12 protein-coding genes are annotated in these 13615 nt (G+C 69.7%); 7 read left to right on the top strand and 5 right to left on the bottom strand.

The genetic code is table 11. The annotated features are described in order from the left end of the window. Positions 1-148 precede the first annotated feature (148 nt). Complete coding sequence (locus OG226_RS39470; protein WP_328684510.1) at positions 149-2320, top strand: ATP-binding protein; 2172 nt, start codon at positions 149-151, stop codon at positions 2318-2320. Positions 2321-2350: 30 nt separating this feature from the next. On the opposite strand, the gene rpsD is transcribed toward OG226_RS39470, so the two are convergent. The 3 genes from rpsD to OG226_RS39455 form a co-directional block, all read right to left on the bottom strand. Continuing rightward, positions 2351-2965, bottom strand: coding sequence for a 30S ribosomal protein S4 (rpsD, locus tag OG226_RS39465; protein WP_019066381.1), 615 nt, complete (start codon positions 2963-2965; stop codon positions 2351-2353). A 300-nt stretch (positions 2966-3265) separates the two neighbouring features. Then, positions 3266-4621: a replication-associated recombination protein A gene (locus OG226_RS39460; protein ID WP_328684509.1), complete on the bottom strand. Its 1356-nt coding sequence runs from the start codon at positions 4619-4621 to the stop codon at positions 3266-3268. A gap of 46 nt (positions 4622-4667) precedes the next feature. Then, a complete protein-coding gene (locus OG226_RS39455) occupies positions 4668-5324 on the bottom strand; it encodes a vitamin K epoxide reductase family protein (RefSeq protein ID WP_033282274.1) in 657 nt (218 codons plus the stop codon). A 142-nt stretch (positions 5325-5466) separates the two neighbouring features. On the opposite strand from OG226_RS39455, the gene OG226_RS39450 reads away from it, so the two are divergent. From OG226_RS39450 to OG226_RS39435, 4 genes are read left to right on the top strand one after another with little or no spacing between them, the layout of a single operon-like run. Then, entirely contained in the window at positions 5467-6333 is an 867-nt protein-coding gene (locus OG226_RS39450; RefSeq protein ID WP_329351619.1) for an ABC transporter ATP-binding protein, read from the top strand. Beyond that, the gene (locus OG226_RS39445; RefSeq protein ID WP_328684507.1) at positions 6330-7181 is read left to right on the top strand and encodes an ABC transporter permease; all 852 of its coding nucleotides are present in this window, start codon (positions 6330-6332) and stop codon (positions 7179-7181) included. The genes OG226_RS39450 and OG226_RS39445 overlap by 4 nt, the downstream gene beginning before the upstream one ends. Further along, entirely contained in the window at positions 7178-8413 is a 1236-nt protein-coding gene (locus OG226_RS39440) for a sensor histidine kinase (RefSeq protein ID WP_328684506.1), read from the top strand. Before OG226_RS39445 ends, OG226_RS39440 begins: the two co-directional genes overlap by 4 nt. Then, the gene (locus OG226_RS39435) at positions 8410-9033 is read left to right on the top strand and encodes a response regulator transcription factor (protein ID WP_328684505.1); all 624 of its coding nucleotides are present in this window, start codon (positions 8410-8412) and stop codon (positions 9031-9033) included. Before OG226_RS39440 ends, OG226_RS39435 begins: the two co-directional genes overlap by 4 nt. A 205-nt stretch (positions 9034-9238) precedes the next feature. Here the strand turns inward: OG226_RS39435 and hisS are convergent, their stop codons facing one another. After that, entirely contained in the window at positions 9239-10501 is a 1263-nt protein-coding gene (hisS, locus tag OG226_RS39430; protein WP_329351616.1) for a histidine--tRNA ligase, read from the bottom strand. 12 nt (positions 10502-10513) lie between these two features. Then, a complete protein-coding gene (locus tag OG226_RS39425; protein ID WP_329351615.1) occupies positions 10514-11224 on the bottom strand; it encodes an MBL fold metallo-hydrolase in 711 nt (236 codons plus the stop codon). Between the two features lie 179 nt (positions 11225-11403). Here OG226_RS39425 and OG226_RS39420 point away from each other — a divergent pair, with 179 nt between their 5' ends. Together OG226_RS39420 and OG226_RS39415 are read left to right on the top strand one after the other, a co-directional pair. Continuing rightward, a complete protein-coding gene (locus OG226_RS39420; RefSeq protein ID WP_328684502.1) occupies positions 11404-12231 on the top strand; it encodes a peptidylprolyl isomerase in 828 nt (275 codons plus the stop codon). Positions 12232-12366: 135 nt separating this feature from the next. Next, entirely contained in the window at positions 12367-13596 is a 1230-nt protein-coding gene (locus OG226_RS39415; RefSeq protein WP_328684501.1) for a DUF349 domain-containing protein, read from the top strand. The last annotated feature ends 19 nt before the right edge of the window (positions 13597-13615 follow it).

The following is a 13615-nucleotide window of genomic DNA, read 5'->3' as shown; positions in this document are numbered from 1 at the left end:
CACCCGCTCTCGTAAACACCTGTTGATGACTGGAACCGAGCCTATCGCGCCGGGGGTGGCGCTCCGTACCGCATTACCGCCCCGCGCGCGGTGGAGTCGCGCGAAGCGATTGTACGGACTGAATACGGTTCAGTACGCTCCGTGTTCCATGCGAGCTTCCCATGGCGGCGACGCCACCGCGGACGGCAATCTGCCCCTCGAACCCGACCGGTTCGTGGGCCGCTCGGCCGAACTCACCGAGCTGGCCCGGGCGCTCGATGCCTCACGTCTGGTCACGCTGACCGGTCCCGGCGGGGTCGGCAAGTCCCGGCTCGCGGCCCACGCGGCGGCCCTCTCCGCGCCCCCGGACGGGGTGTGGCGGGTGGAACTGGCGCCGGTGCGCGACCCGGAACTCGTCGACTTCGCGGTCGTGGAGGCGCTGGGGCTGACGGATCACACCGCGCGGTTGCCGCGTGAGGCGCTGCTCGTACATCTGACGGATCGTCAACTCCTCTTGGTGCTGGACGGGTTCGAGCATCTGGTGGAGATGTGTGCCGAGCTGGTGGCCGAGCTGCTCGGGCGGGTGCCGGGGTTGCGGGTGCTCGCGGTGGGGCGGCGGCCGTTGGAGCTGGCGGGTGAACGGGTCGTCGCGGTGGCGCCGTTGGGCGAGGACGAGGCGGTGGAGCTGTTCGCCGACCGGGCCGCGCAGCAGGGCGTCACCCTCGGCGAAGACGATCCGGACGTACGGGAGTTGTGCCGTCGGCTCGACGGGATTCCGCTCGCCGTCGAGCTGGCGGCGGGGCGGCTGCGGGCGCTGGCGCCCGGGGAGTTGCTGGCACGGTTCGACGACCGGTTCCGGCTGCTGGCCGGCGGGCGCAGGGACGCGTTACCCCGGCACCAGACGCTGCGGACGGCGATCGGCTGGAGCCATGAACTGTGCACGCCCGAGGAGCGGTTGCTGTGGGCGCGGCTGTCGGTGTTCGCCGGGCGCTTCGACCTGGAGGCCGCCGAGTACGTGTGCGGCGGCGACGGACTGACCTCGGACGGCGTCCTCGACGTGCTCTCCGAACTCCTCGCGCAGTCCGTGGTCGTCGGCGAACAGACGCCGACGGGCGTGCGCTACCGGATGCTCGACACGATCCGGGCCTACGGCGCCGACTGGCTGGAGGCGACCGGGGACGCGGCCCGGCTGCGGCGCAGGCACCGCGACTGGTATCTGGGGCTGGCCACGTGGTGCGAGCTGGACTGGTTCTCGCCGCGCCAGGGTGAGGTCGCCGCGCGGGTCGAGGCGGAGCTGCCGAATCTGCGCGGCGCCCTGGAGTACTGCCTGACCGAGCCGGACGAGACGCACCTGGGCCAGTACCTCGCGGGTTCCCTGTGGTTCTACTGGGCGGGCTGCGGGCGGCTCGCGGAGGGCCGGCACTGGCTGGAGCAGGCCGTGCGGCTGGGCGCCGAGGACACGGCGAACGACCAGTCACGCCTGAAGGCCCTCTGGGTGCTCGGCTATGTGGCGATCCTCCAGGGCGACACCGTGCCCGCGCTGGCCGCGCTCCAGGAGTGCCGCGAGGAGGCGGACGAGGCCGCGAACCCCACGGCGGTCGCCTACGCCGAACACCGCACCGGCTGCCTGGCGTTGGTCACGGACGACATGCCGCGCGCGGAGACCCTGCTGCGCTCGGCGCTCGACCGCTACCAGCAGATCGGCGAACTGAACAGCAACGTGCTGATGGGCCAGGTCGAACTGGCGATGACCCGCGCGTTCCAGGGCGATCTGGCGGACGCGGTGAAGCTGTGCGAGGACGTCCGCCGCGTGTGCGAGGACCACGGCGAACGCTGGACCCGGGCGTACGCGCTGTACGTCCTGGCCTACGTCGCCTGGAGCGACGGTGAACTCCCGCTCGCGCGCGACCTGTTGGCGGACTGCCTGGGCAGCGCGCACGGCTTCCGCGACCTGCTCGGCTCGGTCCTCGCGGTCGAGCTGCTGGCCCTGGTCACGGCGGCGGAGGGCGATGCCGCCGAGGCCGCGCTGCTGCAGGGCGCCGCGGGCGGGATGTGGCCGTCGGTGGGGCTGCCCCTGTTCGGTTCGGCGTACTACAACGCGCCGCACGAGCTGTGCGAGGCGATGGCCCGCGAACGCCTCGGCGACGAGCGGTACGCGGAGTGCGTACGGGACGGAGCGCGGCTGGGCCGGGAGGCGGCCGTGGCCCGGGCGCTGGGACAGGAGCGGTCGCTCGACGCCGTGCCGGTGCCGCGCGGCCCGGTGCGGCCCGCGACGGTCAACGTGGACACGCGAAAGCCCGCCGCCTCGCCCACCCGGAAGGGCGGGGAGACGGCGGGCTGACAGGGAAAAGGCGCTACGACCGTTGAATGATCAGCGGGCGTAGTACTCGACGACGAGCTGCTCGTCGCAGATCACCGGGATCTCCTTGCGGTTCGGCTCGCGGTCCAGGCGGAACGCCAGGGCGCCGAGGTTCACCTGGAGGTAGCGCGGGGTCTCGCCGTCGGGGGCGAAGCCACCGGCGCGGGAGACCTCGAACAGCGTCTTGCTGCGGCTGCGCTCGCGGACCATGACGACGTCGTCGGGCTTGACGCGGAAGGACGGCTTGTCGACCTTCTGGCCGTTGACCTCGATGTGGCCGTGGACGACCATCTGGCGGGCCTGGTAGATCGTGCGGGCGATGCCCGAACGAAGGACCAGCGCGTCGAGACGACGCTCCAGCTCGATGATCAGGGCCTCACCGGTCTTGCCCTGGACCTTGGAGGCACGCTCGTAGGCGCGGACGAGCTGGCGCTCGGACACGTCGTACTGCGCGCGCAGACGCTGCTTCTCCAGCAGACGGACCTTGTAGTCCGAGTTCTGCTTGCGGCCACGACCGTGCTCACCCGGCGGGTAGGGACGGGCCTCGAAGTACTTGACGGCCTTCGGGGTCAGCGCGATGCCGAGGGCACGCGACTTCTTGACCTTGGGGCGGGACTGATTCGCCACTTCTTATCCTTTTTCTCTTCGGCTGCCTCAGGGTTACGGGAGGTCGCATCCGCAGCCGGGGAAATCCCGACAGGCCCCGAAGGACTTGTCAGGCAGCCGTTCCCCTGATCTGGGCACATACGTGCAGCACACGAACGGCCCACCGGCCGGTCCCGGAACCCCGGGTGGTGGTGGGCTGCCCGCGACACCTACGAAGGTGCGCGACGCTCCTGGATCCGAAGATCCGGCTGGATGTCCCGCCTGAGGCGCCGACCGGAGTCGGACACGGGACGCAGCACTGCGCAGGATTCTACAGGGTGCTCAGGACCGCTTTCGACCGAGGCGTTTCCTGGTCCACTCGACCGCGTCCGCGTACCGGGCCTCGGCGCCGTGCCGGGTCGGTTCGTAGTACGTACGGTCCTTCAGCTCCTCCGGGGCGTACTGCTGCTCGGCGATGCCCTCGGGCAGGTCGTGCGGGTAGACGTACCCCTGCGCGTGCCCGAGCTTGGCCGCGCCCTTGTAGTGCCCGTCCCGCAGGTGCATCGGCACCGGGCCGGCGTGCCCCTTGCGTACGTCCTCCATGGCGGCGCCGATCGCCGTGGTCGCCGCGTTCGACTTGGGCGCGAGGGCGAGGGCGATGGTGGCGTGGCTGAGGGTGAGCGCGGCCTCCGGGAAACCGATCATCGCCACGGCCTGGGCGGCGGCGACCGCGATCGGCAGCGCGTTGGGATCGGCGAGGCCGATGTCCTCGCTCGCGGAGATCATCAGGCGGCGGGCGATGAAGCGGGGGTCCTCGCCGGCCTCGATCATGCGGGCCAGGTAGTGCAGGGCCGCGTCGACGTCGGAGCCGCGAATCGACTTGATGAGGGCGCTGGCCACGTCGTAGTGCTGGTCGCCGTCGCGGTCGTACTTCACGGCGGCCCGGTCGACCGTCTCCTCCAGGGTCTGCAGGGTGATGCCCGGCTCGCCCTTGTCGAGGGCGGCTCCGGCGGCGGCCTCCAGGGCGGTGAGCGCGCGGCGGGCGTCGCCGCCGGCGATGCGCAGCAGGTGGTTCTCGCTGTCCTCGGGGAGGGTGACCGCGTCCTTCAGGCCGCGCTCGTCGGACAGCGCGCGGCGGATCAGGGCGCGCAGGTCGTCGTCCGTGAGGGGTTCGAGGGTGAGGAGGAGGGAGCGGGACAGGAGCGGGGAGATCACCGAGAAGTACGGGTTCTCCGTGGTCGCCGCGATCAGGGTGATCCAGCGGTTCTCGACGGCCGGGAGCAGGGAGTCCTGCTGGGCCTTGCTGAAGCGGTGGATCTCGTCGAGGAAGAGGACGGTCTCCTTGCCGAAGCCCCCGGTGGCGCGGCGGGCGCCGTCGATGACGGCGCGGACCTCCTTGACCCCTGCGGTGATCGCGGACAACTCCACGAACCGCTTGTTGGTCGCCTTCGAGACGACGTACGCGAGGGTCGTCTTTCCGGTGCCGGGCGGGCCCCAGAGGATCACCGAGGAGGGTCCGGCCGGGCCGCCCGCCCCCTCGCCGACCAGTCTGCGCAGGGGTGAGCCCGGCTTCAGCAGGTGCTGCTGGCCCACGACCTCGTCGAGGGTGCGCGGGCGCATCCGTACCGCCAGGGGACTGCTGGACGGGTCCTTCTCCTGGCGTTCTTCGGCTGCGGCGGTGAAAAGGTCGGGCTCCACGTCCAAAACCCTATGTCACGCCACTGACAATCCGGTCGGGGCGGGGTTACGCCCAGAGCTGGGTGCCCCAGCGGGTCAGGATCAGCATGGCGATGATGCCGACGTGAGTGACCGGGAGGACCCAGGTGAACTCGCCCAGGAAGTTCTTGACCGGGCGCGGGGCCTTCAGGAAGTCGTTGCGGATGTTGAACGACGTGACGTACCAGAACATGGTGATCGTGGCGACCCAGGCCAGCGAGCACCACAGGCACAGCGCGTTGATCCGGTACAGCGACTGGAACTGCAGCCAGGTGCAGAAGGCCACCCCGAAGAGCGTGCCGAAGTTGAAGGTCAGCCAGTACCAGCGCGGGAACTGGACCCGGGTCAGCAGGCTGACGCCGACGCAGATGACGATGCCGTAGGCGACCAGGCCGAGCATCGGGTTCGGGAAGCCGAAGGCTGCGGCCTGCTTGCTCTCCATGACGCTGCCGCAGGAGACGATCGGGTTGATGCTGCAGCTCGGGGTGAACGTCTTCCCGGCGACCTTGCCTTCAAGGATCTTGAACTTGTCGATCGTGATGACCCAGGCGGCGAGCAGTCCGGCCGCACCGGTGATCACCAGCAACAGGGCGAAGGCCCGGCTGCCGCCGACCGTGCGCGGCTCCGCGGCCGTGTGTTCCGGCTCGGAGTCGGTGGAGACGTCCTTCACTGTCGTCTTGCTCATCACGCCGATCCGTCACTTGAGAGTTGGACCTTCTTCGGGCAGGGCCATTGTGCCGCACGCGCACCTCTGTCCACCGTTCGATGGACATAAGGAAGTACGCACGGTCGTCCCTGAGCGCTCGATTCCGGACGATGCTCGTCGCATGACAACACAGGCGAACGAACTCGCAGTGGATGTGCGGGGGCTGCGCAAGCAGTACGGGGACGTGACCGCCGTGGACGGAATCGACCTCCAGATCCGCACGGGAGAGGTGTTCGGCCTGCTCGGACCCAACGGGGCGGGCAAAAGCACCACGGTCGAGATCCTCCAGGGCAACCGCGGCCGGGACGCGGGCGAGGTGTCGGTGCTCGGTTCGGACCCGGCGACGGGCACGCGCGCGTGGCGATCGCGGGTCGGAATCGTCTGGCAGGACGAATCGGCACCCGCCGAGTTGACGGTCGGCGAGACCGTACGGCATTTCGCGCGCTACTACCCCCGCCCGCGCGACCCCGAGGAGGTCATCGGCCTGGTCGGTCTTGAGGCCAAGGCGGACAGCCGCATCAAGGCCCTGTCGGGCGGCCAGCGCAGGCGTCTCGACGTGGCCCTCGGGGTGATAGGTGGCCCCGACCTCCTCCTCCTGGACGAGCCGACGACCGGTTTCGACCCGGCGGCCCGGCGCCAGTTCTGGGACCTGATCCGCAAACTCGCCGACGAGGGCACCACGATCCTCCTCACCACGCACTACCTGGAGGAGGCGGAGAACCTCGCCGACCGCCTCGCCATCGTCGCCAAGGGCCGCGTGGTCGCCGAGGGCGAACCGGCCGCCCTGCGCGAACGCCACGGCACCGGAGCCACGGTGGAGTGGACGGACCTGGACGGCACCCCGCGCGCGGAGCACACGGAGACTCCGACCAAGGTCGTAGCCGAACTCACGCACCGCTTCGACGGCGAGATCCCCGGGCTGCTGGTGAGCCGCCCCACCCTGGAGGACGTCTACCTCCGGCTGACCGGACAGGCGGACGCGCGATGACCACGACCACGACGGTTGCGCAGGCCCGGACGAAGACCACCGGAGAGCGACTTCCCGGTGCCTGGGGACTCGGCCTGCAGCGAGGTGTGCTGGAACTCAAGCAGTTCTTCCGGCAGCGCGACCAGGTGGTGTTCACCTTCGCCTTCCCGGTCGTCTTCCTCTTCCTCTTCGCGTCGATCTTCAAGGACGACGTCCGGGGCGCGGGCATCAACGCCTCGCAGCTCTACGTCCCGGCGATGATGGCCGCCGGCATCATGTCGACGAGTTTCCAGTCCCTCGGCATCTCGATCGCGATCGAACGCGACGAGAAGGTGCTGCGCCGGCTGCGCGGCACGCCGATGCCACCGGCCGCGTACTTCCTCGGCAAGATCTGGCTGGTTCTGGTCACGGGCCTCATGGAGACGGCGATCCTGCTCCTCGTCGGCACCACGCTCTACGACGTGGACCTGCCCTCGTCCGCCGTGAAGTGGCTGGACTTCGGGTGGATCTTCGTGCTCGGTCTGACGGCGTGCGCACTGCTCGGCATCGCGGTCAGCTCGGTCCCGAAGTCCGGCAAGAGCGCGACCTCCGTGGTCGTACTCCCCTTCCTGGTCCTGCAGTTCATCTCCGGGGTGTACATCTCCATCGACACCATCCCGGACTGGATGCTCAACATCGGTGCCCTGTTCCCGCTGAAGTGGATGTGCCAGGGGCTGCGCGGGGTGTTCCTGCCCTCGTCGGCACAGGTGCTGGAGCAGGCCGGGAGCTGGGAGTTCGGGAAGATCGCGCTGGTGCTCGGGGCGTGGTGCGTCGGAGGATTGCTGCTGTGCCTGCTGACCTTCCGGTGGAAGAACCGGCGCGACGGATGACCGCTCCGCACGGGGCGTCGGGTTCGTACACCTGGGACCGTTCGTTCCGCCTCTGGGACACGTACTTCGCCCTGATCTGGCTGGCCACCCTGGTGTTCGTGCTCGGCACGAGCCAACCGGGGTGGCCGGTACGCGTCACGGCGGCCGCACTGCTCGTCCCGCTGATCCCGCTCTACGTCTGGGTCGGACGCCCGGTCCTTCAGGGCGACCCCCCGGACGAACGCCGGGCCGTCGGCTACCTCATCGCGGAGATGGCGCTGTTCCTGCCCTCCGCGGTCCTGGTCGGCGAGACCCGGCTGCTGGCCTTCGCCCTCGTCCCGCCCTGCTTCATGGTGCTGCGGCTGCGCTGGGCGCTGATCGCGGTGACCGTGATCAACATCGCGCCCGTGATCGGCTGGGCGCTGCTGTGGTGGCCGGGCGCGCAGGACGTGTTCTTCAACTCAGTCTTCGCGGTGGTGACTCTGGTCTTCTCGATGGCCCTCGGCACCTGGATCATCCGCGTCATCGAACAGAGCCAGGAGCGCGCGGAGTTGATAGCCGAGCTGGACGCCAGTCGCCACGAGGTCTCCCGACTGTCGTCGGCCCACGGCGCGTTGGCCGAACGGGAGCGTATGGCCCGCGAGATCCACGACACCCTCGCCCAGGGCTTCACCAGCCTGCTGATGCTGGCCCAGGCGGTGGAGGCGGAGCTGGACGACGATCTCCCGCAGGCCAGGCGGCACTTGGCCCTGATGGACGAGACGGCCCGGCAGAACCTCGCCGAGGCCCGCGCCCTGGTCGCCGGCGGCACACCGGCCGACCTGGAGGGCGCGTCCCTCTCGGACGCCCTGCGCCGGCTCGCCGCCCGCCATGACGCGACCCTCCAAGTCACCGGCCCGGTACGGGTGTTGCCGGCCGGCCCCGAGGTCGTGGCCCTGCGCTCCTGCCAGGAGGCGCTCGCCAACACCCGTAAGCACGCGGGGAGTTCGGCGCGGGTGAGCCTCACGCTTACGTACTCCGACGATCAACTCACCGTGTCGGTACGGGACGACGGGTGCGGCTTCGATCCTGGTGCGGTGTCCGGTGGCTACGGTCTGGCGGGGCTGCGGACCCGGGCGGCGGAGGTGGGTGGGACGGCGGTGGTACGGAGCGCGGTGGGCGAGGGGACGACGGTGACGGTACGGCTGCCGGTATCGCCCTCATCACAGGTATCGCCCGTATCGCCTGTATCGCCTCGGAGGAGTTCCCGATGATCCGGATCATCCTGGCCGACGACCATCCCGTCGTACGGGAGGGCCTGCGCGCCATGCTCAGCGCCGAACCGGACCTCGATGTCGTCGCCGACGCGTCGAGCGGGCCGCAGGCGGAGGCGCTGGCCGCCGAGTTGAGGCCGGACATCGTGCTGATGGACCTGCGGATGCCGGGCGGTGGCGGTGTCGACTCCATCGTGCGGATGAGTGCGGCCGGGTTGGCGTGCCGGGTGATCGTCCTCACCACGTATGAGACCGACCGGGACATTCTGCGAGCCGTGGAGGCGGGGGCGGCGGGTTACCTGCTGAAGGATCTGCCGCGGGGTGAGCTCGCGGACGCGGTACGGGCCGCCGCGCGGGGCGAGACCGTGTTGGCGCCGTCTGTGGCCGCGCGGTTGGTGGACCAGTTGCGGACCAGGCCGGAGCGGCCTCGGTTGTCCGAGCGGGAGACGGCAGTGCTGCGGTTGGTGGCAGAAGGGTGCACCAACGCGGAGATCGGGCGGCGGTTGTACATCGGGGAGTCGACGGTGAAGACCCATCTGCTGCGGGTCTTCGGGAAGTTGGGGGTGGATGACCGGACCGCGGCTGTGACGAGTGCGATGCGGTACGGGTTGCTGGACTGAGGATTCTCGCCCCCGCCGCCCCTACCCGACCCATCGCTGGGGGCTGCCGCCCCCAGACCCCCGCTTCGGCCTGAACGGCCTCGTCCTCAGACGCCGGACGGGCTAAGAAGATCAAGCGTGGCCGGCGAAAACTCAGCCCCTCCGGCGTCTGAGGAGCGGGGGTCCAGGGGGCAGAGCCCCCTGGCGGGGGCGAAGAAGCCAGGCCTCAGCCCAGCTTCGACTCCAGTTCCGCCACGATCTCGTTCACCCCGACCGCCCGCTGGTCCCCGGACTCCATGTCCTTCAGCTGCACGACACCCTCGGCGAGATCACGCTCGCCGGCGACGATCGTGTAGCGCGCCCCGCTGCGGTTGGCGCTCTTCATCGCACCCTTGAGCCCCTTGGAGCCGTAGGAGAAGTCCGCCGCGATACCGAGCTTGCGGAGTTCGGTGACCTTGGTGAAGAGGACGCGGCGGGCCTCGTCGCCGAGCGGAACGGCGAACACGCTGGTGGACGCGGGGAGTTCGAGCTCGACGCCCTCCGCCTCCAGGGCCAGCACCGTACGGTCGACGCCCAACGCCCAGCCCACGGAGGGCAGCGCGGGACCGCCGATCATCTCGGAGAGGCCGTCGTAACGGCCGCCGCCGCCCACCGCGGACTGGGAACCCAGACCGTCGTGGACGAACTCGAAGGTCGTTCGGGTGTAGTAGTCCAGGCCGCGGACCAGCTTCGGGTCGTCCTCGAAGGAGACGCCCGCGGCCGTGATCAGCTCGCGGACCTCCTCGTGGTACGCCTTGCACGCGTCGCAAAGGTAGTCGCGGAGCAACGGGGCGTCCGTCAACTGCTTCTGGACGTCCGGGCGCTTGTCGTCGAGGACCCGGAGCGGGTTGATGTCCGCGCGGCGCAGGGTCTCCTCGTCGAGGTCCAGGCCCCGGAGGAAGGTCTGCAGCGCCTCCCGATACACCGGACGGCACTCCTTGTCGCCCAGGCTGTTGAGGAGGATGCGGAAGTTCCGCAGGCCCAGGGAGCGGTACGCCTGGTCCGCGAGGATGATCAACTCGGCGTCCAGCGCCGGGTCCTCGGCACCGATCGCCTCGGCGCCGACCTGGGAGAAGTGGCGGTAACGGCCCTTCTGGGGGCGCTCGTAGCGGTAGTAGGAGCCCGAGTACCAGAGCTTCACCGGGAGGTTGCCGAGCTTGTGCAGGTTGGCCTCAAGTGCCGCGCGCAGTACGGAGGCCGTTCCCTCGGGGCGCAGGGCGAGCTGGTCGCCGCCCTTGGTCTCGAAGGCGTACATCTCCTTGGTCACGATGTCGGTGGACTCACCGACACCGCGCGCGAAGAGCTCGACGTTCTCGAAGCCGGGCGTCTCGATGTAGCCGTAGCCGGAGTTGCGCAGCGGAGCGGCGATCGCCTCGCGCACAGCGAGGTACTTGGCCGACTCCGGCGGAATCAGGTCGTACGTGCCCTTGGGGGCCTGAAAGGTGCTCACGAAAATCTCTCGTCACATTCCTCGTCGGGGAGCGTCCTGGGCTCCCTGGCCGCCGGAGGCAACCTCCCGCAGATACGGGTTGGTGGCGCGCTCCTGGCCGATGGTCGTCTGGGGGCCGTGGCCGGACAGCACCACGGTCGAGTCGTCGAGCGGCAGGCACACACGGGCCAGCGAGTCGAGGATCTCGGCGTGGGAGCCGCCGGGCAGGTCGGTGCGTCCGATGGAGCCGGCGAAGAGCAGATCCCCGGAGAAGAACACGGACGGGATCTCCGTGGTCTCGGGCATCCGGAACGTCACCGACCCCTTCGTATGGCCCGGCGCGTGCGCGACCGAGAACTCCAGTCCCGCGAGCGCGAGCCGCGCTCCGTCGGTCAGCTCCTTGACGTCGTCCGGCTCCCCCACGGTCAGCTCGCCCATCAGCGGCATCCCGATCGAGCGGCCGAGCGCCTTCTCGGGGTCGCTCATCATGTAGCGGTCCTCGGGGTGGATCCAGGCCGGCACGTCGTGCGCACCGCACACCGGGACGACCGAGGCCACATGGTCGATGTGGCCATGGGTGAGGACGACCGCGACGGGCTTGAGCCGATGCTTCCTGAGCGCTTCCTCGACTCCCTGGGCGGCCTGATGGCCCGGGTCGATGATCACGCACTCCTCACCGGCGGCGGGGGCGACGAGATAACAGTTCGTCCCCCAGGCCCCGGCGGGGAACCCGGCAATGAGCACGATCGTCCTTCGTTGTGTCGATACGGGTGGGGATAAGGATCCCTGCGTCAGTGGTCAGAGCCTACCGGCGCTGCCGAATCCTCAGCGAACCCATATACGGTACGGGGCACACGCAGGCGGTCGGCTCACAAGACGCACGCGTCCCAGTCGACGTACGAGACGCATGAGGAGAGAATCCGGTGGTCACCCAGGAACAGCGGAAGCGGCAGCTCGCGCGGGAGAAGTTCTTGCGGCAGCAGCAGCGGCGTACGTCCGCTCGACGCAAGGCGCGCATGCGCAACTCGGTGATCGCGTCGGTGCTCGGCGTGATCGTGATCGGCAGTGTCGCGCTCTACACGACCGGCGTCCTGAAGAACGACGACGACAAGTCCAACGCGAGTGCGGACGTGACGCCCACGCCCAGCGCCTCGGCGACGAAGAAGGCGCCGGACCCGTGCGCGAAGCCGGCGGCGGGCAAGATCAAGACGGAGACCTGGAAGAAGGAGCCGGCGGTCACGATCGACAAGTCGGCGAAGTACACGATGAAGTTGGCGACGACCTGCGGTGACATCGACATCGCGCTGAAGACGTCGGCCGCGCCGCACACCGTGAACTCGTTCGACTTCCTCGCCGGCAAGGGCTTCTTCGACCACACGAAGTGCCACCGGCTCACCACCAGCGGCATCTACGTGCTGCAGTGCGGCGACCCGACGGGCGCGGGCAGCGGCGGCCCCGGTTACACGATCCCGGACGAGAACCTGAAGGACACCATCCTCAAGGGCGGGACGTACCCGGCGGGCACGGTGGCGATGGCGAACACCGGTCAGAAGCACACCGGCGGCAGCCAGTTCTTCCTCGTCTACAAGGACAGCCAGCTCCCGGCCAGTTACACCCCGTTCGGTACCATCTCGGCCTCCGGGATGAAGGTCCTGAACAAGATCGCGGCCGCGGGTGAGAGCACGGGCGCGGGCGACGGAGCACCGAACGCGACGGTCGTGATCAACAAGGCGACCGTCACGAAATCCTGACCGTCAACAGCGAAATTTCGGTCGCGCGGGATGCGGACAGGCAACCCGCCGGTCGCCTATGTTGGCCGTGACGAAACTGTGGACGATGCCCGGGGGCACAGAGGCCCTGTGCAGGCATCATGTGGAGGAGGCGCTGTGAGCAGCGACCCGTGGGGACGCGTCGACGAGACGGGGACCGTGTACGTGCGTACGGCCGACGGCGAGCAGGTCGTCGGTTCCTGGCAGGCCGGCTCCCCCGAGGAGGCGCTGGCCTACTTCGAGCGCAAGTACGAAGGCCTGGTTGTCGAGATCGGCCTCCTCGAAAAGCGCGTGAAGACCACCGACCTGTCGGCGAAGGACGCGCAGGCGGCCGTCGACCATCTCCGTGAGCAGGTCGTCGCCCACCACGCGGTGGGCGACCTGGCGGCGCTGGGCGTCCGGCTGGACAAGCTGGTGGAGACCGTCGAGGCGCGCCGCGAGGAGCGCAAGCAGCAGCGCGCCAAGCAGTCCGACGAGGCCCGGCACTCCAAGGAGGCGCTGGTCGTCGAGGCGGAGGAGCTGGCGCAGTCCGACCAGTGGCGGGCCGCCGGTGAGCGGCTGCGCGCGCTGGTGGACACCTGGAAAGGTCTGCCGCGCCTGGACCGCAAGTCGGACGACGAGCTGTGGCACCGCTTCTCGCACGCCCGGTCGGCCTTCTCCAAGCGGCGCAAGGCGCACTTCGCGTCGCTGGACGCGCAGCGCGAGGACGCCCGCAAGACCAAGGAGAAGCTGGTCGCCGAGGCCGAGGGTCTGTCGGCCTCGACGGACTGGGGTCCCACGGCGGCGCGCTACCGCGAGCTGATGGCCGACTGGAAGGCTGCGGGCCGCGCCCAGCGCGAGCACGAGGACGATCTGTGGAACCGCTTCCGCGGCGCCCAGGACGTCTTCTTCGCCGCCCGCGGCTCGGTCTTCGCCGAGCGGGACGCCGAGCAGACGGAGAACCTGAAGCTCAAGGAGGAGCTGGCCGAGGAGGCCGAGAAGCTCCTGCCGGTCACCGATCTGAAGGCGGCCCGCGCGGCCTTCCGCTCGATCAACGAGCGCTGGGAGGCCATCGGCCATGTGCCGCGTGACTCCCGCCCGAAGGTCGAGGGCCGGATGCACACGATCGAGCGGGCCCTCCAGGAGTCCGAGGAGACCGAGTGGCGCCGGACGAACCCGGAGGCACGCGCGCGTGCCGAGGGTCTGACCGGTCAGCTCCAGGCCGCCGTGGACAAGCTCACGGGCCAGATCGAGCAGGCCCGCGCCCAGGGCAACACCTCCCGCGCCGACAAGCTCCAGCGCGAGCTGGAGGGCCGCCAGGCCCTGCTGGAGCAGGCGCTGAAGGGCTTGCAGGAGTTCGGCGGCTGACCGCTGGGCACGCATGCAT

The organism is Streptomyces sp. NBC_01261, from assembly GCF_036226385.1.
Taxonomy (GTDB): Bacteria; Actinomycetota; Actinomycetes; order Streptomycetales; family Streptomycetaceae; genus Streptomyces.
Note: the sequence above shows the minus strand (reverse complement) of the source record. Positions and strands in the feature narration are given on the sequence as shown.

Excerpts from the sequence above, each read along its gene's own strand:
- OG226_RS39470 (WP_328684510.1), top strand. The coding sequence starts at position 149 with ATGCGAGCTTCCCATGGCGGCGACGCCACCGCGGACGGCAATCTGCCC.
- OG226_RS39455 (WP_033282274.1), bottom strand. The coding sequence starts at position 5,324 with ATGAGCAAGACGACAGTGAAGGACGTCTCCACCGACTCCGAGCCGGAA.
- OG226_RS39450 (WP_329351619.1), top strand. The coding sequence starts at position 5,467 with ATGACAACACAGGCGAACGAACTCGCAGTGGATGTGCGGGGGCTGCGC.
- OG226_RS39445 (WP_328684507.1), top strand. The coding sequence starts at position 6,330 with ATGACCACGACCACGACGGTTGCGCAGGCCCGGACGAAGACCACCGGA.
- OG226_RS39440 (WP_328684506.1), top strand. The coding sequence starts at position 7,178 with ATGACCGCTCCGCACGGGGCGTCGGGTTCGTACACCTGGGACCGTTCG.
- OG226_RS39435 (WP_328684505.1), top strand. The coding sequence starts at position 8,410 with ATGATCCGGATCATCCTGGCCGACGACCATCCCGTCGTACGGGAGGGC.